Genomic DNA, 24,366 nt, shown 5'->3' on the forward strand with positions numbered 1-24,366 from the left:
TTTTGCGCTCTTGAGATCGAGCGCCGCCCGCGCGGCGCATCGCGGATGAATCCGCTCCTACATTTGTCGCAACGTGCCACGGTCTGTCAGGCCATGGTTGTCCGCCTTTGGCGCCTCACACAAAATTGGGGTGGCATCGGCACCAACCCAAAAAAACGTGTCGTGCTAACGAGGCTGGCAACCGTGGCCTTTCAGACATAGGCTCGTTGCAACAAATGTAGGAGCGGATTCATCCGCGATGCGCCGCGCGGGCGGCGCTCGATCTCAAAGGCCCCACCCATGCTGGCCGTCGAACAACTCCACAAGTCATTCACCACCGCCCAAGGCACCCTGCACGTCCTGCGTGGTGTCGACCTGTCCCTCCCGCGCGGCAGCAGCCTGGCCCTGATGGGCGAATCCGGCAGCGGCAAGAGCACCTTGCTGCACCTGCTGGCCGGCCTCGACCGTGCCGACAGTGGCCGCATCCTGATCGACGGCCACCCCCTGAATCACCGCGACGAATCCGCCCTGGCCCGCTGGCGACGCGAGGGCATCGGCCTGGTGTTCCAGCAATACAACCTGATCAGCAGCCTGGACGTAGCCGCCAACCTGTCCTTCCAGGCGCGCCTGGCAAACCGCCACGACCCGGCCTGGGTGGCGCACCTGGCCGCAAGGCTGGGGCTGACGCCCTTGCTGCAGCGCTACCCCGAGCAACTCTCCGGCGGCCAGCAGCAACGGCTGGCCATCGGCCGTGCACTGGCCGGCCGGCCCGCGCTGCTGCTCGCCGACGAGCCTACCGGCAGCCTCGATGAACACAACGGCGACGAGGTGCTGGCCCTGCTGCTGCAACTGGTGAACGAAGCCGCCAGCACCTTGTTGATGGTCACCCACAGCCAACGGCTGGCCGCCCGCCTGCAGCAGCGCTGCGTGTTGCACCAGGGCCGGGTGCAAACCGCATGAACAGCCTCGCGCTGGCCTTGCAGGCGCTGTGCAGCCATTGGCGGCGCCACCGCCTGCAGGGCATCAGCATCTTCACCGGCCTCTGCCTGGCCACGGCATTGTGGGCCGGGGTACAGGCGCTCAACAGCCAGGCACGCAGCGACTACGCCCAGGCCCGCGCGGTGCTGGCCGGGCCGGCGTACCCGCAGCTGGTCGCGCACAAGGGGCAGCGCTTCGACCAGGCGTTGTATGTGCAATTGCGCAGGCAAGGCTGGCAGGTGACGCCGGTGCTGGAGGGGCGTTTGCAGCTGGCAGGCGAACCCTCAGTGACGGTCAAGCTGGTGGGCATCGAGCCGCTCAGCCTGTTGCCGGGCATGGCGGTTGCCGGCGCCGACCCGCAGGGGTTCGACCTGCAGGCGTTCGTCGTCGCGCCCGGGCAAACCTGGGTCGGCCCGGACACGTTGCGCCAACTGGGCCGCAAGGCCGGGGAGCAGATCCGCACGGTGGAAGGCCAGAGCCTGCCACCCCTGGCCCTGAGCGCCCATCTCGCGCCGGGTGTGGTGGTGGTCGATATCGGCCAGGCCCAGGCCTTGCTCAAGGCCCCGGGACAGCTGTCGCGGTTGATCAGCAACAGCGACCAGCCCCTACCGGCGGCGCTTGCCGCCGACCTCAAGCTGCAGCCGGCCAGTGACGACACCGACCTGCTGCGCCTGACCGAGAGTTTTCACCTCAACCTCACCGCGTTGGGCCTGCTGGCCTTCGTGGTCGGCTTGTTCATCGCCCACGCGGCCATTGGCCTGGCATTGGAGCAGCGCCGCAGCTTGATGCGTACCCTGCGGGCCTGTGGCGTCAGCCTGCGCACCCTGCTCGCGGCCCTGGCGCTGGAGTTGGGGTTGTTCGCGCTGCTGGGAGGCCTGGTGGGCGTGCTTGCCGGCTACCTGATCGCTGCCGCGTTACTGCCCGATTTCGCCTCCAGCCTGCGGGGGCTGTACGGTGCCGAGGTGGCCGGGCAGCTGCACTTGCCGTGGCAGTGGTGGCTGGCGGGGATGGCCGTCAGCCTGCTGGGGGCGTTGCTTGCTGGCTTCGACAGCCTGCTGCGCGCCGCGCGCCTGCCGTTGTTGGGACTGGGCCAACCGCAGGCCTGGCGCTTGGCCCAGGTGCCCTGGTTGCGGCGTCAGGCCCTGGCGGCGGCTGTGCTGCTACTGCTGGCCCTGGGCTGTGGCTACCTGGGCAACAGCCTGCCCAGCGCGTTCGGCCTGCTGGCGGCGTTGCTGCTGGCAGCGGCGCTGTTGCTGCCAGGGCTGCTGGCGCTGCTGCTCGGCGGCCTTGCCCGCTACGCGCGGCGGCCGTTGGCCCAGTGGTTCTTCGCCGACAGCCGGCAACAGCTGCCGGCCCTGAGTCTTGCGTTGATGGCGCTGCTGCTGGCGTTGACTGCCAGTGTCGGAGTGGGCGGGATGACCGAAGGGTTTCGCCGCACCTTCATCGGTTGGCTTGACCTGCGCCTGGCGGCCGACCTGTATGTCACGCCTCGCGACAGCGCGCAGGCACTGCAGCTGTATGCCCAGTTGCCGCGCGAGCCGGCCGTCAACGCCGTGCTGCCGAGCTGGCGGGTGGAGTGGCGCCTGCAGCACTGGCCGGTACAGGTGCAAGGGGTGGTCGATCATCCGTTCTACCGCAGCCACTGGCCGTTGCTGGCACAAAACGCGGATGCCTGGGCGCAACTGGCAGCGGGCCGGGGCGTCATGCTCAGCGAGCAACTGGCCCGGCGCCTGGGGTTGGCGCTGGGCGACCGCGTGACGCTGCCCGGCGAGCCGCCGCAGGCCTTGACCGTGGTCGGCATTCATGCCGATTACGGCAACTCCAAGGGGCATGCGCTGGTCAACGCCGACTGGCTCCGTGCCCATGCACCGGCCGCCAACCTGTCCGGCCTGAGCCTGCTGGTAAAGCCCGGCCAGGTGGCCGCGCTCCAGCAGCAGTTGCAGCAACGCTTTGCCCTGGATGACGACCAGCTAGTCGAACAGGCCCGCCTGAAGGCCTGGTCGACGGCGATTTTCAACCGCACCTTCGCCGTCACCGCGGCCCTGAACAGCCTGACCCTGGGCGTGGCCGGGGTGGCCTTGTTCATCAGCCAGCTGACCCTCGGCCAACGTCGGCTAGGTCAACTGGCGCCCTTGTGGGCACTGGGCGTGCCGCGTCGCTGGCTGGGCTGGCTGTGCCTGGGCCAGGCCCTGATGCTCTGTGGCTTCACCGTGCTCCTGGCGATTCCCCTGGGCCTGCTGTTGGCCTGGTGCCTGGTGGCGGTGGTGAACGTCCAGGCATTTGGCTGGCGCTTGCCGTGGCAGGTGTTTCCCGGGCAGCTGCTGCAACTGGGGGCACTGGGCGTGCTGACCAGCCTGCTGGCCTGTGCCTGGCCGCTGTGGCAGCTGGCGCGCAGCCAACCCGGCGTGTTGTTGCGGCGGTTTGCCGATGAAGCCTGAAGCCTGGCTGCTGCTGGCCGGCCTGTTGCTGGCCGGGTGCGATGCGCCGGCACCGGCGCCCAAGGGCTTTGCCGGGCTCGGCAACGAGGCCGGGGCGTTCAGGCAGGTCACGCCCGGCGTGGCACTGCAGTTCCCCCGCGACCACGGCGCCCATGACGGCTATCGCATCGAGTGGTGGTACATCACCGCCAACCTTGAGGATGTTCAGGGCCGCGCCTGGGGGGCGCAATGGACCCTGTTCCGCTCGGCGCTGCGCCCGGGGCCGGAGACCCACGACTGGAACAGCCCGAACCTGTGGATGGGCCACGCCGCATTGACCGGGCCCGGTGGCCACCAGGTCGGTGAAGCGCTGGCCCGTGGTGGGGTGGGGCAGGCCGGCGTGGTGGCCGAGCCTTTTCAGGCGTGGATCGATGATTGGTCACTGCAGGGTGATCCCGGTATCGAGCACTTGCGCATGCGCGCGGGCGGGCCGGGCTTTCGCTACGACCTGAACCTGGCCACCGACAAACCTGTGGTGCTGCATGGCCTGCAGGGCTACAGCGAGAAGTCTGGCAAGGGCCAGGCGTCGTACTACTACAGCCAGCCGTTCTATCAGGTAACCGGCGAGGTCGAGCGCGCCGGGCTATGCATTGCCGTGAAGGGCCAGGCCTGGCTGGACCGGGAGTGGAGCAGCCAGCCATTGGCGGCCGGGCAGCGGGGCTGGGACTGGTTCTCGCTGCATTTGGAAAGCGGGGCGAAGCTGATGTTGTTCCAGGTGCGTGAAGACCAGGGCCCGCCTTACCGAGCCGGCACCTGGGTCGATGCCCAGGGGCGGTCGCGGGCGTTGCAGGGCAAGGAGATCGAGTTAACGCCGCTGGCGTGGGCGCGGCAGGACAATGGCAAGTCCGTGCCAACGCGCTGGCGGGTGCAGGTGGCTTCGGAGCAAGTGGATGTGCAAGTCGAGGCATTCGAGCCGAAGGCCTGGATGAACACGCGGTTTGCATACTGGGAAGGGCCCGTGCGAGTGACGGGCAGTGGTGGTGGCAAAGGCTATCTGGAAATGACCGGCTACTGAGCTGCTGCGGCCTGTGAGAGCAACTGCCTTGCTCAATTTCTAAAAGCTGGCGCGATTCCTGTGGGAGCGGGCTCCCACAAGTAAACCAAAGGCTTTGATAGCTGTGGGTCTGCCTCACTCCCCGCCTTTCATCCGCCGCGCCACCAGGTAAATCCCCAGCCCCACCAACGCCGCACCCGCGCCGATATAACCGGTACTGGTCCACCCCAACCCAGCACTGATCGCCATGCCCCCAAACCAGGGCCCCAGCGCATTGGCCAAATTGAACGCCGCATGGTTGGAAGCCGCCGCCAGGCTCGGTGCCTCATGGGCGATATCCATCAGGCGAATCTGCAACGGCGCCGCCAGGGCAATCATGGTCCCCACCAGGCCGATCCCCAGCAGCAGGCTCCACAGTGCATGCGCCGCGAAGGTAAAGAACAGCAGCACCGCCGTCGACCACACCAGCACCAGGCCCACGGCGCGGAACTGCAGGCGGTCGAACAGCTTGCCCCCGGCAATGTTGCCGATGATGCCGCCAACCCCGAACGCCGCCAGGCCAAAGGGAATCCACTGCGGCGATACTTGCGTCACCTGCAGCATGGTCGGTGCCAGGTAGCTGAACACGCAGAACATGCCGGCAAAGCCGATGGCAGCGATGCCCAGCGCCATCCACACCTGGGGCAGGCGGAAGGCCTGCAGCTCCTTGCGCGGGTCGCTGCGCGCCTCGTTGCGGGGTTGCGGTACATAGCGCCAGACCAGGGCGATGGTGCACAGGGCGATCACCCCGACCAGCACGAACGCCGAGCGCCAGCCAAAGAATTGCCCAAGGAAGGTCGCAATCGGATTGCCCAGCAGCATTGCCAGCGTCAGGCCCATCATCACCCGCGCCACCGCGCCTGCACGCTGGTTGCTCGGCACCATGCTCGAAGCCACCACGGCAGCGATGCCGAAATACGCACCGTGGGGCAGGCCGCTGACGAAGCGGAAGGCCACCAGGCCGGCGAAGGAAGGGGCGAAGGCTGTGGCCAGGTTGCCAATGGCGTAGAGGGCCATCAGCAGCAACAGCAGGTGTTTACGCAGAAGCTTGGCACCGAGTATCGCCAGCGCCGGTGCACCGACTACCACGCCCAGGGCGTAGGCGCTGATGGCATGTCCCACTTGCGGCTCGCTCAACTGCAGGTTGGCGGCGATATCGGGCATCAGCCCCATGATCGCGAACTCGCCGGTGCCAATGGCAAAGCTGCCCAAGGCCATGGCAGCTTCCATCTTGCCCACTTCGCCTTTGCTGATGGCGAGCGGGGGTAATTCCTGAACAGACATCGGGATCCTTACTGAAACTGGCTGAAACGTTCAACGCGCGATGATAGACGACATCGTCGGGCTCTGTAATATTTTGCATTAATTGCCGGCACTCATAAAATGGTTGCATCAATCCGCAGCTCCCGAGTGCGCGCCATGGCCATCAATTTCGACCTCAACGACCTGCAAGCCTTTCGCGCAGTGGTCGAGCAAGGCAGCTTCCGCAAGGCGGCGGAGGCGGTGCGTATCTCGCAGCCGGCGCTTAGCCGGCGCATCGACAAGCTGGAGGATGCCTTGGGCGTGCGGCTGTTCGAGCGCACCACCCGCAAGGTCAGCCTGACCCAGGCCGGGCGGGGTTTCATGCCCAGCGTCGAGCGCTTGCTCGACGACCTGGACAACGCCCTGCTGGGCATCAGCGAAGTGGCCTCGACACGGCTTGGCCAGGTCACAGTCGCCTGCGTACCGTCGGCGGCGTATTACTTCATGCCCCGGGTCATCGCGCATTACCACCAGCAGTTTCCACGGATCAAGGTCAAGGTGCTGGACGCCAGCGCCCACGAGGTGCTGGGCGCGGTGGTCGATGGCGAGGCGGATTTCGGTCTGAGCTTCATGGGCACGCTGGAGTCCGATGTGGAGTTCGAACCGCTGGTGCAGGAAAGCTATGTGTTGGCGTGCCGGCGAGATCACCCGCTGGCGGCGCGCAGCAGTGTCACCTGGGACGAGTTCTACCAGCAGTCTTACATTTCGCTGGGCAAGACCTCCGGCAATCGCTTCCTGCTCGACCAGGCGTTGAGCGGCATCGTGCCGCAACGTCAAAGCATCTGCGAAACCCGCCACGTCACCACCATGATTGGCCTGGTGGAGGCGGGGCTGGGGGTGGCGGCGGTGCCGTCGATGGCGATGCCGGCGGGTGATCACCCGATCCTGACCCGGGTCGCCCTGACCGAGCCAAAGGTCATGCGCAGTGTCGGGCTGATCAAACGCCGGGGTCGAACCCTGACCCCGGCGGCGTTGGCGCTGGAGCGCCTGGTGGTGGACATGAAGGTCGAGGTCAGCGGCTGACCGAATCCAGCCCGGTAGCCTGCACGGTCTGTTGGGCAGCGGGCGCGGCCAGGTAGGCGAGCAGTGCCTTGGCCTGGCGCGGGTGTTCGGCATGGGTAGGAATGCCCGCGGCAAAGCGCGTGACCGATTGCACCGCCTCCGGCAGCTTGCCGACGAAGCTTGCGCCCGGCACCGGCAACAGCTCGCTGACCTGCTGGAAGCCGACCTGGTAATCGCCTTTGGCGACCACCGTGGCCACTGGGATCTTCGCGATCATGCTGGCCTTGGGCGCAAGTTGCTGCTCGATGCCCAGCCGTTTGAACAGCTGCTTGTGCACATACACGCCGCTCGCGCTGTCCGAGTAGGCCACCGACCGGGCGCCCAGCAGGGTTTTCTTCAGCCCCTCCACACTGCTGATATCGGGTATCGGCGCGCCGGCCCGCACCACCATGCCGATGCGCGAATCGGCCAGTTCCACCCGTGACGCCGGGTCGACCTTGCCTTGGCGGATCAGCGCATCAAGCGCGTAGCCGACCATGATCACCACGTCGGCCTTCTCGCCACGGGCCAGGCGATTGGGGATCGCCTCGGGCGCCTGCCCCATCGACGGCCCCAGGGCGGTATCGAGGGTGTTGCCGGTGGCTGCGGCGAATTTCGGGCCGAGTATCTGGTAGGCGGCGGTGAAGCCACCGGAGGTCATCACCCGCAGCTGCTCGGCGTGGGCGACGCTGCCCAGGCTTGCACAGGCGAGCAGGGCAAAGGCGTGGAGTACTTTACGCATGATCGAGCGCCCTCAAGACAGTGCCGGTTGCAGTTGACCGCGTGAACGGCGGTAGAGGAACAGCGTCGCGCCCAGGGCGCAGAGTGCGGCGAAGCTCATCCAGTAGCCGGGGGCGGCCTTGTCGGCGGTGTACTGGATCAGGAAGGTCGAAATGGCCGGGGTGAAACCGCCGAACACGGCCGTGGCCAGGCTATAGGCCAGGGAGAAGCCCGCCACCCGCACCTCGACCGGCATGATTTCGGTCAGCGCGGGGATCATCGCACCGTTGTACAGGCCATAAAGGAACGACAGCCACAACAGCACCACCAGCATGTGCAGGAAGCTTGGCGCGTTGACCAGGAAAGTCAGCGCAGGATGCGCGCTGGCCAGGGTCAGCAGGGTCATGGCCACCAACACCGGGCGGCGCCCGATGCGATCGGACAGCGCGCCACCGAGCGGCAGCCAGATGAAGTTCGACACGCCTACCAGCAACGTCACCAGCAAGGCATCGGCGGTGCTCAGGTGCAACACCGTCTTGCCGAACGTTGGCGCGTACACGGTGATCAGGTAGAACGCCGTGGTGGTCAGCGCCACCATGAGCATGCCGGCGAGCACCGTGGCCCAGTGCTGCAGCAGGGTGCGCAGCACCTCGGCCCGGGCCGGGCGGTGCTTGCGTGCGGCGTATTCCTCGGACTCCTCAAGGTTACGGCGCAGCAGGAAGATGAACGGTACGATCAGGCAGCCGACGAAGAAGGGGATGCGCCAGCCCCAATCGGCGATCATCGCCGGTGCCATCCATTGGTTCAGGGCATAGCCCAGGGCGGCCGCGACGATGATCGCCACTTGCTGGCTGGCAGACTGCCAACTGGTGAAGAACCCTTTGTTGCCGGGCGTGGCGATCTCGGCCAGGTACACCGACACACCGCCCAGTTCGGCACCCGCCGAGAAGCCTTGCAGCAGGCGCCCGACCAGCACCAGGGCGGGCGCGAGCAGGCCGATGGATTCGTAGCCGGGCACCAGCACGATCAGGATCGTGCCGCTGGCCATGATCGACAGGGTGACGATCAGCCCTTTGCGCCTGCCCACTTCGTCGATATAAGCGCCGAGCACCACGGCACCCAGCGGGCGCATGAGGAAGCCCGCCCCGAACACGGCGAAGGTCATCATCAAGGAGGCGAATTCACTGCTGGCAGGGAAGAACACCGCCGCGATCTGCGTGGCGTAGAAACCGAAGAGGAAAAAGTCGAACTGCTCGAGGAAGTTGCCCGACGTGACCCGGAAGATCGCGCCGGCGCGGGAGTGCCCGGAGGCGGTTGTTGCTGTCATTGCCTGTACTCCATACCGCTTTTGTGACGTGCGCCGCTGGGAACGGCGCACGGTTCTTATTGGCGGGAATGGTGCGACAGGGTCATTGATTAGAGAATTGCATTGTTCGCATCGATTGATGCGGCTAGCGGATCAATCCGCCATTTGCAGTTCGGGCAGGCTCACCCGGAACGCCCGGGTCAACCCGAGCAGGCAGAGGAAACCGACGCCCAGCCAGCACAGGCCGATGGTGAACGACATGCTCGACAGGCTGGTCCACAGCCACAGCGTGCTGAGGAAACCGAGCGCCGGTATGGCGCCGAACAGCAGGTAGTTGCGTGGGCCGCTCAGCTTCTGGTCGAGCAGGTAATGCTTGACCACCGCCAGGTTGACCGCAGAAAACGCGAACAGCGCGCCAAAGCTGATCATGTTGGCGACCGTGTCCAGGGTGATGAACAGGGCGACCAACGACATCGTGCTGACCAGCATGATCGCCGTGGCCGGCACGCGCTTTTTCGTGACCAGACGGCCAAACACCCGTGGCAGCGCACCGTCGCGCCCCATGGCGAACAGCACCCGCGAAACGCTGGCCTGGGACACCATGGCCGAGGCGAAGCAGCCGGCCACGTAGGTGGCGGTAAAGCCGGTCACCAGCAGCTCGCCGCCGACCCGACGCATCACGTCCACCGAGGCCGAGTCCGGGTCGGCGAAGCTGGCCCAGTCGGGGAACACCTGCTGGGCGAAGTACGACACCAGCAGGAACAGCAGGCCACCGATCACCGACACCGCCATGATTGCCTGGGGAATGCGCTTGGTCGGATTACTGGTTTCTTCGGCCATGGTCGACACCGCGTCGAAGCCCAGGAACGACAGGCACAAGACAGCCGCGCCGGCCATGACCAGCGGCACGCTGAAGCCCTCGTGGTGGAACGGCGCCAGCAACGACACCGGCGCCGCCTGTTCGCCCAGGTTGCGCACCGACAACGCCACGAACACGACGATGAACACCAGTTGGGCGACCACCAGGATCCAGTTGACTCGGGTAATCGATTCGATGCCGATCAGGTTGAGGAAGGTGACCAGGGCTATCGAGCCCAGTACCCACACCCAGGCGTGTATCGCCGGGAAGTATTCGGACATGTAGATGCCGATCAGCAGGTAGCTGAGCAGCGGCAGGAAGATGTAGTCGAGCAGCAGGGTCCAGCCGGCGATAAAGCCGAAGTGACTGCCAAAGGCCTTGCGGGTATAGGTGTAGACGGAGCCGGAGTAGGGGTGGGCCTGGACCATGCGGCCATAGCTGTAGGCGGTCAGGAGCATCGCGGCGAGGGTCAGCATGTAGGCTGTGGGCAGGTGGCCCTTGGTCATCTGGGTGACCAGCCCGTAGGTGGTGAAGACTGCAAGGGGCACCATGTAGGCGAGGCCGAACAACACCAGCGCGGTCATGCTCATGGACTTTCTGAAACGGCCGGAAGCGGTAGGTTGCGACGCAGGATGGTGGGCAGGGGCAGAGTCTGTATTTGTTGTTGTATGCATTGCTAACTCCTGAAATGGAATGCAGGACGCCGCAGTAGGCGAGCGGGCTCGCTACTGGTCTTGGGAGTTCGATCAGGGACAGGGTCGGGGTGGGGCTGGGGAATGCTCCCACACTCCAGGGGCGCTCGAAATCACCCTTTGGGGGGAGCCCGGTTTCGCATGCTGCGCGGTAGCTGTGGGAGCAACTGCCTTACGCAATGCCTAAAAGTTGACGCAATTCCTATGGGAGCCGGCCAGCCGGCTCCCATAGGGACTGCCTAGCCCAGCAGGATCTCCAGGTTCGACAGAATCGACGCCGCGTCATAGGGCTTGCGCACCACGGGCGCCTGCTTCAGGTGGGTCGGAATGCTGACGCTGTCGCCGTAGCCGGTGGCGAACAGGAACGGAATGCCAAGACGGATGAGCGCTTCGGCGACGGCAATGGAGGTACCGCTGCCGAGGTTGATGTCCAGTACCGCCACATCCGGCCTTTGCGTGGCCAGGAGCTCGAGCGCCTCGGCTTCGGAGCTGGCGGTGATGACGTCCTGGACCTGCGCATCGGCAAGGATCTGCTCGAGGCCGACGGCAATCACCAGTTGGTCCTCGAGGATCAGCACGCAGGCATCGACCAGGGCTGCGCAGTCTGGCAGCACCACAGGCGCTGGGGCCGATGGGCTGTCGTGGCTGGAGTCATCGACCAGGGTCAGGTGCCTGGCCGGGATCCTGAACACGCCATACAGGCCTTCTGGCCGGTATTCAAGGTTACTGCTGCCGCCAAGGTCGAACGGAAGGCTGCGCTCGATCAGCACCGAGCCGAACCCCGTGCGGGTCGGCGGGCGCACGGTGGGGCCGCCGCGTTCGCACCAGATGATCTCGCAGGCGCCGCCGGCATCCACGGTCCAGGTGACCGACAGCCTGCCGCCGGCCCGCGACAGCGCGCCGTACTTGGCCGCATTGGTGGCCAGCTCGTGCAGCACCAGGGCCAGCACCGAAAAGGCGCGGGCATCGAGGAGCAGGCCGGGACCGCGCAGTTCCAGGGCATCGGCCGAGGTCCGGTAGGGCGACAGCTCGGCTTCCAGCAGCGCCGCGAAACGCCCGCCACCGTCACCGCGCACGACCTGATCATGGGCCAGAGACAGTGCCTGGATACGGCCTTTGAGGGTGGCCACATAGTCGTTGAGGGTCTGGTTTTCCGAGGTGGGGTGGGCCACCAGCGCACCGATCAGCGACAGAATGTTCTTCACCCGGTGGTTGAGTTCTTCGTTGAGCATGCGCTGGCGCACGTCGGCCTTGGAGCGCTCGTCGGCCAGCAGCTCGCTGTTGTGCAGGGCGACTTCGACGATCGCGGCGCGGATCGCTTCGCCAAACTGGCGGTCCTGCTCGCTCCACGGCAAGGCGTGCTGGTGCACGGTCTGCTTCCACACCGCGAAGCTCTTGCGCGGGGTAAGGCGCTCGCCCAGCGGGCCGCTTTCGTAAGTCTTGTTGGGGTCGCCTGCCCAGTCCAGGGTTTCCACCACCTCCTTGCGAAACAGCATCAGGTAGTCCCTGGGGTGCTGCGACATCGGCACGATCAGTACGCCGGAGACGTCGACGGCATAGTCCTCGGCCGGCGGGTGGGCCATCGACAGGCAGTTCGACGCCCAGGTGCGGCCCTCGGCGACCCCCTCGGCGAAGCTGAGCAGGCCGGGAATCGCCGCCTTGGGCGGGGTCAGGCCATCCGCGGACCAGCGGCCTTGCAGCGCCATGCCGATGCCATCGCAAGGGATCAGGCCCTTGAACACCGACAATCGCGAACGCAGCAGCGCTTCAAGGTCATCGGTGCGGTGCGCGTCGAGCAGCAGGTTGTCCAGCACCTGTCGCGCCTGTTCGGCGGCTTCCAGGGTGTGCTTGGCGCGCAGGGTCTGCAGGTGCAGGGAAAAGAACTCGCCGAACATTTCCGCTGCCACCCGTTGGCCCATGGCCAAGGTGCGCGGTGCGTAATGGTGGCAGGCAATCAGGCCCCACAGGGCGCCGTCGACGATCACCGAAATGGACATGGACGCACCGACGCCCATGTTGCTCAGGTACTCGCAGTGAATCGGCGACACGCTGCGCAGGTGCGCGTACGACAGGTCCAGCGGCTCGCCAGACAAATCCAGCACCGGCTCAATGGGCACGCTCTTGAAGTTGGCATCGGAAATGATCCGCACCGGGTTGCGCAGGTACAGCGCACGGGCTTGCTGCGGGATGTCCGAGGCTGGGAAGTATTGCCCGAGGAAGCTCTCAAGGCCGCTGCGCTTGGCCTCGGCCACCACCTTGCCGGCGCCGTCGGCACCGAGCTGGTAGATCATCACCCGGTCGTAGCCGAGCAGCGCGCGCACGCGCCGGGCGGTGTCGAGGATCAGCTTGTCGGAGCGCTCGATGTCGCGCAGCTGGGCGATCACCGTGCGCACCAGCTCCACAGGCTCGGCGATGCTGGCGCCGGAAGGTTCGAATTCGAGGATGACCGTGCCCTTGAACAGGTGCGCGGACACATCGAACGCCTGCCCCGAGGCGATCACCACGCCGAACGACAGTGCCGGGCGCGACGCCTCTTTGACGCGTGCCAGGGCGTTGCGCAGGGTATGCGCGGCTTCGGCGCCGAGGACCGCTTCGAGCCGCTGCCCGTTGAGCTCGGCGGTGACGCCGAGCATGGCCGGGGCGTTCAATGAGTGGCGCAGGACGACACTGACGGATGCGTTGCAGGCCAGCAGGCAGCCATGCGGCTGGATGCTGCCGGGAATCTGGATGGGTTCGCGGTCACAGTTGGTCAAGTTGACCTGAGGTTGCACAGTCATAGGTTCCTGCCGGTTTCCCAAAGACCGGTTGCCTAAGTTGACCGCCGAACATTTCAGGCAAACGAAGTGGTTAAGTCATGTTCAGCTTCCGAGTCTAGCTGGCGCGTTGGTCTTCGTCACCTGAGGCCCACGCTCGCAGGGCGCGGCGAGCGTGGACTGAGGAAAGTTTGCCAAAGTCGCTATCGTGGCCTGCATGAGGATCTTCATCGTAAGGCTCAATGCGATGCTCAGGACGGGCACACCATGGCGGGATTTAGCCTTGCTAGCGCCCGAGAATACAGCCCAATTGCAGGGCTCAGCATGATTCATGTGGGAGCGCGCCAGCTTTTAGAAACTGAGCAAGACAGTTGCTCTCACAGGGGGGCCGGGCGTCAATCATCGGGGAGTGTTACCAATGGTATGTGGAATAGCATCTGGCAGCGATACGCAACGTAACGTGCGGAATACCAGAGACGTTGTACTATCCCGCGAGCGTACCTACAGACCCGACTTCAAGGAGACCGCAATGATCAAGACCGGTGAGCTGTTGCCCGACGTAACCCTCTATGAATACAGCGACGGCCAAGGCAGTTGCCCGCTGGGCCCGCAGGCGTTCTCACTGCGCGAGCGCTGTGCAGGTAAAAAGGTGGTGATCTTCGGCCTGCCCGGGGCCTTCACACCGACCTGCTCGGAGCGCCATGTGCCGGGCTATCTGGCATCGGCGCAGGCGCTGTCGGGTGCCGGTATCGATGAAATCATCTGCGTGGCGGTGAACGATGCCTTCGTCATGCACGCCTGGGGCAAGACCTTTGCCGAGCAAGGTGCGGTCAGCATGATATCGGACGGTAATGCCGAACTGACCGACGCCCTGGGGCTTGCCCAGGACGCCTCGGCCCGCGGCATGGGCAAACGCTCCCAGCGTTATGCCCTGTTCGCCGACGACTGGCTGGTCAAGCGCATCGTCGTGGATGCGCCCGGCAAGCTCGAGGTCAGCGACGCGCAGAGCATGCTGGCGTTTGTGAGTGAAAGCGGCGGCCCGCGCTAACCCCGTTTCACTCCGCTGGCAGGGCTTGGAGGTGGCGGTGCCTGCGGTCGTACAGCGAGGTGCGCAGCAGCAACAGCACGGCGCCCAGCACCGGCAGGCTGACCAGCAATAGCGCATAACGCAGCGACTGTTGGCCGTACCAGGGCTGCAGCAGGTCACTGAGCACGCCGGTCAGCAGCGGCCCCACGCCCACTCCGAGCAGGGTACTGACGATGGTCTGCAGGGCCATCGCGGTGCCGCGGCGTTGGGAGGCAACCAGTTGCGTGACCAGGTTGTACGACGGTGCCACCCACCACACCGCGAAGAAGCTGTACAGCGCGCACCAGAGCATCGCCACCGGCACCGGCAGCGCCCCCAGGTGCATCAGCAGGTCGCTGGGCCACAGCAGGTAAGTGGCCAGCGCCGACATCGCCGCCAGGTGACCGAAGATCGGCAGCGACAGCTGCCAGTGGGCTCCCCTGCGCGCCAGTCGGTCGCTCAACCAGCCGCTGAACAGCCCGCCGACGCCGGCGCAGGTGCCGCACACCACGCCCGCCAGCATCCCTGCCTCCTGCAGCGACAGGCCATGGGAGCGCACCAGGAAGCTGGTGTTCCACATGGCCACGGCATAGGAACCCAGCGTTGTCAGGCCGCCGGCCAGGATCAGCTGCCGATAGGGCACGAAGGCCCACAATTGGCGAGCCTCGGCGCCAAGGCCGAGGCGTGCTGCAGGGGCCGGGTGGGGTGCCAGGTCCCAGCGCCCGCGCGGCGGCTCGCGTACCAGCAGCGCCAGGATCGCGGCGAAGACCAGGGCCGGCAGGCCCAGGGCGATGAAGCCGGTGCGCCAGCCGTACTGCTCGACCACCCAGGCGCCGATGCTCAGGCCGATGATCGAGGAAAAGGTCGGCGCAGCCGTGAAGCAACTGATGGCGAACGAGCGCCGTTGCGGCGGGTAGAGGTCGGCGATCAGCGACAGCGACGCCGAGGTGGTCGGCGACTCGCTCACCGCCACCAGCATGCGCGCCAGGGCCAACACCAGGAAACTGCCGGCCAGCCCGCAAGCCATGGTCGCCAGCGCCCACAGCAGGCAGGCCACGGCCAGCACACGGGTGCGCGGCAGGCGGTCCACCAGCCTGCCAGCGGGCAGGCCGAGCACCGCGTAGACCACCGCGAAGGCCAGGCCCGAGATCAGCCCGAGCGCCGTATCGCCCACGCCGAACTCGGCCTTGATCGGCTCGATCATCACCGCCAGGATCTGCCGCCCGACGAAGTTGTCGGCGAACACCGCCGCCAACAGCATCAGCAGACCATGGCCGCGCCAGCCGACGGCTGCCGCCGGCAAGGTGGGCACGGCGCTGCTCACCGCGGCGCCCAGAGGTCCGGCAAGCCGGGGTCGCTGACCACGATCAGGCGCTTGAGCAGCACCTTGAGCGCCTGGGCATCGGCTTCGCCGAGCTTGGCGGTAAGTTCTTCTTCCACCACCTTGGCCAGGGCCACCTGTTGCAACGAGATCTCGCGCCCTTTGGCGGTGAGCACGAAGCGCAGGTGCGCGGCCTCGCCTTCGATGGCCACCAAGTCCTGCCGTTCAAGGAAACGCATGCCTGCCAGGGTCACCACGTGGCCGGTGTAGCTGACGAAGGTGTTGATCTCTTGCAGGCTCAGGTTGTCGCGGATCGACAGCACCGCCAGCACGAAGAACGCCTGTTCGTCCAGCTGCTGGTTGCACAGCAGGTGGCGCAGCAGGTTCAGCACCTGGTAGTGGCCACGGCCAAGCAGGTAGCCGAGCAGGTCCTCGGTGTAGCTGCATTCCGGTGGCGGCGGGGTGGTGGCCAGGCGCAGCTCGCTGCGCGGCTTGCGCGTGGCCAGGGCGTACTGGCCGCTCTGGAACGCCAGCGGCGCGCGGTCGCTGTGGTCGAAGGCGAGCACTTCGCCGACGAAGATCACATGGTCGCCACCTTCGTACTGGAACGCCGTGCGGCACTGGAAACGGGCCGTGCAGTCCTGCAGCAACGGCGCATTGCTGATGCCGTTGTCCAGGGCGATTTCGGCGAACTTGTCTTCGCCCTGGGTGGCGAAGCGCCCGGACAACTTCTCCTGCTCGATCGACAGCACGTGCACGTTCCAGTGCTTGCCGCTGCTGAACGCCGGCAAGCTGCGCGCCTGCTTGGACAGGCTCCACAACACCAGCGGCGGATTGAGCGACACCGAGTTGAAGCTGTTGGCGGTAATGCCGACCGGCGAGCCGTCTTCGGCTTGCGAGGTGATGATGGTGACGCCGGTGGTGAAGGTGCCGAGCGCCGCACGGAAGGCCTGGGGGTCGAAACCGATATGTTGTGTTGCCATGGCTGGCCTCATGGGTTGGATTGCCTGCCGCCAGTATTGGATGGCCCGCCTGCCCAGGCATCGTCTCAACGGACTAACGCTTTTGCTCGATTCTGGTCCGATCGGACGAGGCGCCGGCCCTGCTGCTCTGGCTAGTGTGGGGCCTAGCGCCGCGAGCGCAGCCAACAGCCAGAGGAGACACGCATGCAACCCGCTCTGTCATCGATCCAGGCACTCGGCGACCTGCTGTCACGCCAGCAGGACGCCTTCAACAAGGCAGGTGCCGTCACCGCCGAACGCCGCCGCCAGCGTCTCCAGCAGGTGATCGATCTGCTGGTGCGCCACCACGAAAGCCTGACCGACGCCATCGACCAGGACTTCGGCGGCCGACCTGCCGGCTTTACCCTGATGAACGACATCCTCGGCGCGCTGGCCAGCCTCAAGCACGCCAGGGACCACCTGCAGGGGTGGATGGCGGATGAGCCGCGGCCGGTGTTCGCTCCCTACGACCAGCTGGGCGCCAAAGCCTGGATCCGCTACCAGCCCAAGGGTTCGGTCGGCATCATCGGCACCTGGAATGCGCCGCTGTACACCCTGTTCAGCCCGCTGGCGTCGGCCCTGGCCGCCGGCAACCGGGCCATTCTCAAGCCGTCCGAAGTGCTGCCGCGCACGGCAGCGCTGATCGCTGCGCTGTGCGCCGAGCACCTCGACCCGCTGGAAGTGGCGGTGGTCACCGGTGGCGCCGACCTGGCCGAAGCCTTCACCGCCCAGCCGTTCGATCACCTGGTGTTCACCGGCGGCACGGCCATCGGCCGCTCGGTGATGCGCAATGCCGCCAGCAACCTGGTGCCGGTGACCCTGGAGCTGGGCGGCAAGTCACCGGTCGTGCTGTCGCGCAGCGCTGACCTGGACAAGGCAGCGTTCAGCATTGCCGTGGCCAAGGCCACCAATGGCGGGCAGATCTGCATCAACCCCGACCTGGTCTATGTGCCCCGGGCCTCGCTGGAAAGCTTCCTCGATGCCTTGCGCTCGGCGTACTGCGCGCTCAACCCGACGGTCAGCGGCAACCCGGACGTGGTGGCGGTGGTCAACGCGCAGCACCTGGCGCGGGTCGAAGCCCTGGTGCAGGACGCACAGGAGCAGGGTGCGCGCATCGAGTCGCTGCCCGAGGCCAGCGAGGGCCAAGACCGGCGCCGGCCGCTGCGGGTGGTGATCGACCCACCCGCGCACGCGCAGATCCTGCACGACGAGATCTTCGGCCCCGCCGTGGTGGTGCTCACCTATGACGCCGTGGAAGCGGTCATCACGCAGATCAACGCGCGCCCACGACCGCTGGCGCTGTACTACTTCGGCGATGACAGCCAGGAGCAGCAACAGGTCCTCGACCGCACCTTGTCGGGGGGCGTGACGCTCAATGACGTGATGCTGCATGCTGCGCTGCACGATGCCCCGTTCGGGGGTGTCGGCGCCTCGGGCATGGGGCATTATCACGGGCGCGAGGGCTTCCTCGAATTCAGCCACCTGCGCACGGTGTGCCAGGCCCCAGGCCATGACCCGCGCCGCGAGTGGGGCCTGTTGCCGCCCTATGGCGAGCACTACCTCGCCGCCATGCTGGCCCAGGTCACCTCCGACTGATGAGCCTCAAGAACAACAACGAACAGGACGCCAAGACCCTCATGCCGATCGATCCTCAAGCCACTCCATACGATGCCCCGGCCACCTGGCCACGACGCAGCGTCCTCAAGGCCGGCGCGGTTGCCGTCGGCGCAGGCCTGCTGGGACGCTTCGCCACCGCCGCCGACAGCGGCCTGTCGGCGGCCGACTATCAAAACCTGGACGCCTGGGCCATGGCCGAGGCGGTGCGCGCCGGCAGCCTCAGTGGCGAGGAACTGCTGGCCGCGGCCTTGGCCCGCTGCGCCCTGGTCAACCCCAAGGTTGCAGCGGTGAACATGCTGCACGAGGACTATGCGCGGGCCTTGCTCGGCCGCCGCCGCAGCGCTGGCACCGGCGCCCAGGGCGCACTGGCCGGGGTGCCGATCCTGCTCAAGGACCTCAACACCTACCTGCAGGGCACGTCCACCAGCAACGGCTGCCGGCTGTTCCGCGATGCGCCGCCGGCCAGCTTCACCAGCACCCTGATCAGCCGCTATGAACAGGCCGGCGCCGTACCGTTCGGCAAGACCACCTGCCCGGAGTTCGGCCTGACCACCACCACCGAGTCGCTACTCTGGGGCCAGACCCGCAACCCCTGGAACCTGGCCATGAGCGCCGGCGGCTCTTCGGGTGGCGCGGCAGCGGCGGTGGCGGCCGGCATCGTGCCGGTGGCACATGCCACCGATGGCGGCGGTTCGATCCGTATCCCGGCCTCCTACTGCGGCCTGGTCGGGCTCAAGCCCAGCCGCTATCGCACGTCCAGCGGGCCGGCGCATTACGAAGGCTGGTTCGGCGCCAGCGTCGGCAACGTGGTGTCGCGCAGTGTGCGCGATACCGCGCTGTTCCTCGATGCAGGCCAGGGCCACGAGGCCGGCAGCGCCTACTGGAGCGCGCCGCTGGCGCGCCCCTACAGCGAAGAGCTGCGCCGCGACCCGGGCAAGCTGCGCATCGCCGTGGTGCGTCAGTCGCTGACCGGCGCGCCGCTGGATCCCGCCGTGGCCGCGACCCTGGAGCAGACCATCAAGCAGTTGGTCGGCCTGGGCCATGAGCTCGACGAGCTGCAACTGGCCATTGACCCGCGTGAGCTGTTCGGCGCCCACGGCACGGTGATCGGCACCGCCTTGCTCAACCTGGTGCACGAACGCGAGCAGGCCCTGGGGCGCGCCGCCACGGCCCAGGACCTGGAGCAGATCACCCAGGTGGTGCTGGAGCGGGCCAAGGGCACCAACGGCGTCAGCATGTACCAGGCACGGCAGAGCTTCGAGCGCATCGGCGCGACCATGGAGCGACCGTTCGAGCGTTTCGACGTGATCCTCTCGCCAGTCACCGCCAACCTCACCCCGGCGCTCGGCCAGCTCAGCCTCGACCAGCACTGGGACACCTACGCCCAGCGGGCCATGGGCAGCGCCGGGTTCACCGTGCTGGCCAACGTCAGTGGTCAGCCGGCGATCTCCCTGCCGTTGGGCCAGAGCGACAACGGCCTGCCGGTGGGCATGCTGTTCACCGCCCGGCTCGGCGCCGAGGATGTGCTGTTGCGCCTGGCCAGCCAGCTGGAGCAGGCGCAGCCCTGGGCTGCGCGCCGCGCGAGGGTTTAGCAGGACGGGCGCCTAGTCCGCTTTGACGATGAGTGTGCGCCAGCCAGCGCCGATCATGGGATGCACGCCGCCAACGGCCCCGCAACGGCGTTGGCGGCCTCTCCCTGACCTTAGCGGATGGCACAACAACAATGACGGCTCAAGATCAGTCTCAAACCCAGTACGACGTGATAGTGGTCGGTTCGGGGGCCGGTGCGATGACCTCGGCGGTGTTCCTTGCCGACCAGGGGTTCAGCGTGCTGGTGCTGGAAAAAAGCGACAAGTTCGGCGGCACTTCGGCGATTTCCGGCGGCGGTATCTGGATCCCCAACAACCACTACTTCGCCCGCCAGGGCGGCAACGACAGCCCCGAGCAGGCCCAGCGCTACCTGACCGCCGCCGCCGGCGAGCACGTCGAGCCGGCCCGCCTGCAGGCCTACCTGGACCACGCGCCGAAGATGATCGAGGCGCTGACCCGCACCAGTCGGGTACGTTACGCGGTGGCGGCGAAATACCCCGACTATTACCCGCACTTGCCTGGCGCCCTGGCGGGTGGCCGTACCCTCGACCCCGAACTGTTCGACAGCAGCCTGCTCGGTGCCGAGCTGGACAACCTGCGCAAACCGTCGCCCTCGACCCTGCTCATGGGCCGCATCGCCTGGACTGCCCGTGATGCGCACAAGGCCATGGCCCGTGGTTTTGGCTGGCGGCTGCTGATCCTGCGCCTGATGCTGCGCTACAAGCTCGACTTCAAATGGCGCCGCAAGAGCCGCGTGGACCGCCGTGCGGCGCTGGGCAGTTCGCTGGTGTGCTCGCTGCGCCGCTCGCTGATGGACCGCAACGTGCCGCTGTGGCTGAACAGCGATTTTCGAGAATTGCTGGTCGAGCAGGGGCGGGTAGGCGGCGTGCGCATCTGCCGCGAAGGGCGTGAGCTGGAACTGCGCGCCCGCCATGGGGTGATCCTCGCCTCGGGTGGCTTCGAACAGAACCAGGCCCTGCGCGAGCAGTACCTGCCGAAACCGACCCAGATGGCCTGGAGCGCCACGCCACCGGGCAACAACACCGGCGCGGCCCTGCAGGCCGGCCTGGCCCAGGGGGCGGCAACGGCGCTGATGGACTGGGCCTGGTGGGCGCCGACCATTGCCGTGCCGGGTGAAGAAAAGCCCCGCGGCATCTTCGCCGAGCGCGCCTTCCCCGGCGCCATCGTGGTCAATGGCCAGGGCCTGCGTTTCGTCAACGAAGCCGCGCCGTACCTGGAATTCGTCGATGCCATGCACCGCGACAACGCGCACAGTGGCGGGCGCTCGGTGCCGGCCTGGGTGATCTTCGACGGGCATTTCCGCTTCAACTATGCGATGGGCCCCTTGATGCCGGCCCAGGTCATGCCCGACAGCCGCCTGCGCGAAGCCTGGCGCGACACCCTGTACTGGAAGGCCGAGACCCTTGAAGGGTTGGCGACGAAGATCGGCGTCGACCCGCAGGGCCTGGCCAGCACCGTGGCCAAGGTCAACGAGTACGCCCGCACTGGCGTCGACAAGGACTTCGGGCGTGGCGGCAATGTCTTCGACCGCTACTACGGCGACAGCAACATCAAGCCCAACCCGTGCCTGGCACCGCTGCGCAAAGGCCCGTACTACGCCATGCGCCTGGACGCCGGCGACATCGGCACCAAGGGCGGGCTGCTGACCAACGCCCAGGCCCAGGTGCTGCGCGAGGACGGCTCGGCCATCGCCGGCCTGTACGCCATCGGCAACTGCTCCGCCTCGGTGATGGGCACCAGCTACCCCGGCGCGGGCGGCACCCTGGGCCCGGCGATGACCTTTGCCTACATTGCCGCCAACCACCTCGCCGCCCAGCGCCAGGAGGCCCGATGAACACCAGTATCACGCCCATCCTCGCGCCCCTGCGGGTAGACGACGTCGATGCCGTGCAATGGCAGGATCGCTGCGATGTGCTGGTCATCGGTTGGGGCGCCGCCGGTGCCTGTGCCGCCCTGCAGGCCCGCGCCGACGGTGCCGATGTGCTGATCGCCGACCGCTTTACCGGGGGCGGCGCCAGCGCCAAGAGCGGCGGGGTGGTGTACGCCGGCGGCGGCACCCGGCAGCAGCGCGCGGCCGGCTTCGACGATACCCCCCAAGCCATGTTCGATTACCTCAGGCACGAAACCCATGGCGTGGTCAGCGACGAGACGCTGCGGCGCTTTTGCAACGACAGCGTCGCCAACCTGCAATGGCTGGAAAGCCACGGCGCGCCCTACGCCCACCAGATGCCCGCCGGTGGCAAGACGTCCTATCCACCGGATGGCGCCTTCCTTTATTACTCAGGCAATGAGCTGGTGCCTGCGTATGCCGGCGAGCAGGCCCCGGCGCCACGTGGCCACCGCACGGTCGGCAAGGGCCAGTGCGGCGCGGTGCTGTATGGCCACCTGCAGGCGGCCTGCTTGCGCGCCGGTGTGCGGCCGCTGCTGCAGGCGGCAGCCAGGCGCCTGGTCATGGACCGCGACGGGCGCGTACTCGGCGCCGAACTGTGGCGCTTGCCGGCCGGCAGCAAGGTCGCCCGCGAGCATGCACGGCTGGCGGCACGCGCCGAACGCCTGCAGAACTTCGCCCCAGGCTATTGCGACCGCCTGCGCCTGCGCGTGAGCGCGCTGGAACAGGCGCACGCCAGGCCATGCCTGGTGCGGGCGAACAACGGCGTGGTCCTGAGCACCGGTGGGTTCATCTTTAACCGCGAACTGGTCAAGGACCATGCCCCGGCGTTCCGCCGCAATTTCAAGGTCGGCGCCACCGGCTGCGATGGCAGCGGCTTGCGCCTGGGACTGAGCGTGGGCGCGGCGAGCGACCGGTTGGCGCGGGTCTCGGCCTGGCGCTTCATCAACCCACCGTACAGCTGGCACCGGGGCATCGTGGTCAACCGTGACGGCGCACGCTTCTGCAACGAGGAGGTGTACGGCGCCACCCTGGGCCAACCGTTGATGGAAGAGCAGGGCGGCAAGGCCTGGCTGGTGCTCGATGCACCCTTGCGCAAGAAAGCCCTGCGCGAGGCGCTGTTCGGCGGCTACTGGTGGTTCCAGGCGCTGCCTGCTCTGGTGTTGATGCTGTTTGGCGCGCGCAAGGCCAGGCACCTTGGGCAGCTTGCCCAGGCCACTGGCATGCAGGCCGAAACCCTGCGTCAGGCGGTACTGGCGAACAACGCTGCGGCCAGCGGGCAGGCGCCGGAACCGTTCGGCAAATCGGTGGATGGCCGTCAGGTGCTGGAGCAGGGGCCTTTCTACGCCTGTGACATCTCCGTGGGCAACCCGATCTTCCCGTTGGGCGCGTTGACCCTGGGTGGCGTGCGCGTGGATGAACGCACGGGCGCGGTGCTGACGGGCAACGGCCAGCCCATTGCCGGGCTGTACGCCGCAGGTCGCACGGCGGTGGGCATTCCTTCACATCTTTATATCAGCGGCCTGTCCCTGGCCGACTGTGTGTTCTCCGGGCGTCGTGCCGGGGCTGCGGTGGCGCAGGGTGCAGGTGTGGCGGTGGACTGCGAGGTGGCGTCATGAGTGAAGCGAACGGACGTGTCCAGGGCAAGGTCGCCCTGGTCACTGGCGGGGCCCGGGGCATCGGCGCGGCGAGTGCGCGGTTGCTGGTGGCGCAAGGGGCGCAGGTGCTGATCAGCGATATCGACACCCAGGCCGGCGAGGCGCTGGCGCAAGAGCTGGGCGCCGCCGCCCGGTTCATCCGCCACGACGCTTCCAGCGAGGCCGATTGGCAACGGGTGATGGACAGCCTCGGCGAGCGTCATGGCCGGCTGGACATCCTGCTCAACAATGCCGGGATGCTGCAGACCGGCTCGATCGAAGACACCGAGTTGCAGGACTGGGAACGGATCATGCGGGTCAATGCCGCCAGTGTGTTCCTCGGTTGCCGCGCCGGTATCGCCCTGATGAAGGGCCATGGCGGGTCGATCATCAACGTCTCCTCGGTGGCCGCGCTGGCCGGGCGGGACGATTACCTGGCCTACAGCGCCTCGAAAGGCGCGGTGGCGGCGCTGACCCGCTCGGTGGCGGCGTTCTGCAGGCGCCGCAAGTACCGCATCCGCTGCAACTCGCTGCACCCGGACGGGGTGCTGACCGACATGACCCGTGGCGGTTTCCCCGCAGGTCTGGACCCGGCGCGGCTGACCATCGACAGTGACCCGATGAACCGCATGTGCCTGCCGGAGGATGTGGCGGGCAGTGTGTTGTACCTGGCCAGTGACGAGTCGCGGGCGGTGAATGGGGTGGAATTGCGCATCGACAGTGGGCAACTGGTGATGTCGATCTAGCCCTTCCGGCCCCATCGCCGGCAAGCCGGCTCCCACAGGTACAGCACAGTATTCAAGGTCTGTGCTTTACCAGTGGGAGCCACTGCCTTGCTCAACTTCTAAAAGCTGATGCGATTCCTGTGGGAGCCGGCTTGCCGGCGATCACGGGCGCAGCCCGTGCCATAAAACGCCGATCCCAGCCTAATTCCCCTCAAACCGCGGCGCCCGCTTCTCGATAAACGCCTGCATCCATTCCTTCCCATGAACTGAATGTGCCAGTCGGAGGATGTGGCAGGCAGAGCGCTGTACATGGCCAGGGATGAGTCGCGAGGAGCGGGCTTGCTCGCGATGAGCCTATCT

General features: G+C 66.9%; 17 protein-coding genes and 1 pseudogene. 11 read left to right on the forward strand and 7 right to left on the reverse strand.

Going from position 1 to position 24,366, the window contains the following annotated elements:
- Positions 1–279: 279 nt before the first annotated feature.
- From ACIPZG_RS24205 to ACIPZG_RS24215, 3 genes are read left to right on the forward strand one after another with little or no spacing between them, the layout of a single operon-like run.
- Positions 280–939: an ABC transporter ATP-binding protein gene (locus ACIPZG_RS24205; protein ID WP_400717561.1), complete on the forward strand. Its 660-nt coding sequence runs from the start codon at positions 280–282 to the stop codon at positions 937–939.
- Entirely contained in the window at positions 936–3,395 is a 2,460-nt protein-coding gene (locus ACIPZG_RS24210; protein WP_400717563.1) for an FtsX-like permease family protein, read from the forward strand. Before ACIPZG_RS24205 ends, ACIPZG_RS24210 begins: the two co-directional genes overlap by 4 nt.
- Positions 3,385–4,449: a lipocalin-like domain-containing protein gene (locus ACIPZG_RS24215; protein WP_400717566.1), complete on the forward strand. Its 1,065-nt coding sequence runs from the start codon at positions 3,385–3,387 to the stop codon at positions 4,447–4,449. Before ACIPZG_RS24210 ends, ACIPZG_RS24215 begins: the two co-directional genes overlap by 11 nt.
- 114 nt (positions 4,450–4,563) lie before the next feature.
- Here ACIPZG_RS24215 and ACIPZG_RS24220 read toward each other — a convergent pair whose 3' ends face one another.
- Positions 4,564–5,751, reverse strand: coding sequence for an MFS transporter (locus tag ACIPZG_RS24220; RefSeq protein ID WP_400717568.1), 1,188 nt, complete (start codon positions 5,749–5,751; stop codon positions 4,564–4,566).
- Between the two features lie 135 nt (positions 5,752–5,886).
- On the opposite strand from ACIPZG_RS24220, the gene ACIPZG_RS24225 reads away from it, so the two are divergent.
- Positions 5,887–6,792: a LysR family transcriptional regulator gene (locus tag ACIPZG_RS24225; RefSeq protein ID WP_400717570.1), complete on the forward strand. Its 906-nt coding sequence runs from the start codon at positions 5,887–5,889 to the stop codon at positions 6,790–6,792.
- Here ACIPZG_RS24225 and ACIPZG_RS24230 read toward each other — a convergent pair.
- The 4 genes from ACIPZG_RS24230 to ACIPZG_RS24245 all read right to left on the reverse strand — a co-directional run bounded on the left by ACIPZG_RS24230 (position 6,782) and on the right by ACIPZG_RS24245 (position 13,164).
- Positions 6,782–7,552 carry a substrate-binding domain-containing protein gene (locus tag ACIPZG_RS24230; RefSeq protein WP_400717572.1) on the reverse strand — a complete coding sequence of 257 codons (771 nt, stop codon included), beginning with the start codon at positions 7,550–7,552 and terminating at the stop codon, positions 6,782–6,784. The genes ACIPZG_RS24225 and ACIPZG_RS24230 overlap by 11 nt on opposite strands.
- A gap of 12 nt (positions 7,553–7,564) precedes the next feature.
- Positions 7,565–8,857, reverse strand: a complete 1,293-nt coding sequence (locus ACIPZG_RS24235) for an MFS transporter (RefSeq protein ID WP_400717574.1) — start codon at positions 8,855–8,857, stop codon at positions 7,565–7,567.
- A 132-nt stretch (positions 8,858–8,989) separates the two neighbouring features.
- A complete protein-coding gene (locus tag ACIPZG_RS24240; RefSeq protein ID WP_400717576.1) occupies positions 8,990–10,369 on the reverse strand; it encodes an APC family permease in 1,380 nt (459 codons plus the stop codon).
- A gap of 257 nt (positions 10,370–10,626) precedes the next feature.
- On the reverse strand, positions 10,627–13,164 hold the full coding sequence (locus tag ACIPZG_RS24245) for an HWE histidine kinase domain-containing protein (protein WP_400717578.1): 2,538 nt from the start codon (positions 13,162–13,164) through the stop codon (positions 10,627–10,629).
- A gap of 160 nt (positions 13,165–13,324) precedes the next feature.
- On the opposite strand from ACIPZG_RS24245, the pseudogene ACIPZG_RS24250 reads away from it, so the two are divergent.
- Together ACIPZG_RS24250 and ACIPZG_RS24255 are read left to right on the forward strand one after the other, a co-directional pair.
- A pseudogene (locus tag ACIPZG_RS24250) lies at positions 13,325–13,468 on the forward strand (IS110 family transposase); the annotation flags it as partial.
- Between the two features lie 201 nt (positions 13,469–13,669).
- On the forward strand, positions 13,670–14,188 hold the full coding sequence (locus tag ACIPZG_RS24255) for a peroxiredoxin (RefSeq protein ID WP_400717580.1): 519 nt from the start codon (positions 13,670–13,672) through the stop codon (positions 14,186–14,188).
- 7 nt (positions 14,189–14,195) lie between these two features.
- Here the strand turns inward: ACIPZG_RS24255 and ACIPZG_RS24260 are convergent, their stop codons facing one another.
- Together ACIPZG_RS24260 and ACIPZG_RS24265 are read right to left on the reverse strand one after the other, a co-directional pair.
- Positions 14,196–15,467 carry a spinster family MFS transporter gene (locus tag ACIPZG_RS24260; RefSeq protein WP_400717667.1) on the reverse strand — a complete coding sequence of 424 codons (1,272 nt, stop codon included), beginning with the start codon at positions 15,465–15,467 and terminating at the stop codon, positions 14,196–14,198.
- Between the two features lie 59 nt (positions 15,468–15,526).
- Positions 15,527–16,510, reverse strand: a complete 984-nt coding sequence (locus tag ACIPZG_RS24265; RefSeq protein WP_400717582.1) for a flavin reductase — start codon at positions 16,508–16,510, stop codon at positions 15,527–15,529.
- Positions 16,511–16,693: 183 nt separating this feature from the next.
- On the opposite strand from ACIPZG_RS24265, the gene ACIPZG_RS24270 reads away from it, so the two are divergent.
- The 5 genes from ACIPZG_RS24270 to ACIPZG_RS24290 all read left to right on the forward strand — a co-directional run bounded on the left by ACIPZG_RS24270 (position 16,694) and on the right by ACIPZG_RS24290 (position 24,027).
- Positions 16,694–18,124: a coniferyl aldehyde dehydrogenase gene (locus ACIPZG_RS24270; RefSeq protein WP_400717584.1), complete on the forward strand. Its 1,431-nt coding sequence runs from the start codon at positions 16,694–16,696 to the stop codon at positions 18,122–18,124.
- A 41-nt stretch (positions 18,125–18,165) separates the two neighbouring features.
- Positions 18,166–19,737 (forward strand): amidase, encoded by a 1,572-nt coding sequence (locus ACIPZG_RS24275; protein WP_400717669.1) that lies wholly within the window; start codon positions 18,166–18,168, stop codon positions 19,735–19,737.
- A 131-nt stretch (positions 19,738–19,868) separates the two neighbouring features.
- Positions 19,869–21,590 (forward strand): FAD-binding protein, encoded by a 1,722-nt coding sequence (locus tag ACIPZG_RS24280; protein ID WP_008095286.1) that lies wholly within the window; start codon positions 19,869–19,871, stop codon positions 21,588–21,590.
- Positions 21,587–23,263 carry an FAD-binding protein gene (locus ACIPZG_RS24285; RefSeq protein WP_400717587.1) on the forward strand — a complete coding sequence of 559 codons (1,677 nt, stop codon included), beginning with the start codon at positions 21,587–21,589 and terminating at the stop codon, positions 23,261–23,263. The genes ACIPZG_RS24280 and ACIPZG_RS24285 overlap by 4 nt, the downstream gene beginning before the upstream one ends.
- Positions 23,260–24,027 carry an SDR family oxidoreductase gene (locus ACIPZG_RS24290; RefSeq protein WP_400717589.1) on the forward strand — a complete coding sequence of 256 codons (768 nt, stop codon included), beginning with the start codon at positions 23,260–23,262 and terminating at the stop codon, positions 24,025–24,027. Before ACIPZG_RS24285 ends, ACIPZG_RS24290 begins: the two co-directional genes overlap by 4 nt.
- The last annotated feature ends 339 nt before the right edge of the window (positions 24,028–24,366 follow it).

The sequence above is a fragment of the Pseudomonas sp. NPDC089395 genome (genome assembly GCF_044749525.1).
In the GTDB taxonomy this organism is placed as follows: Bacteria; Pseudomonadota; Gammaproteobacteria; order Pseudomonadales; family Pseudomonadaceae; genus Aquipseudomonas.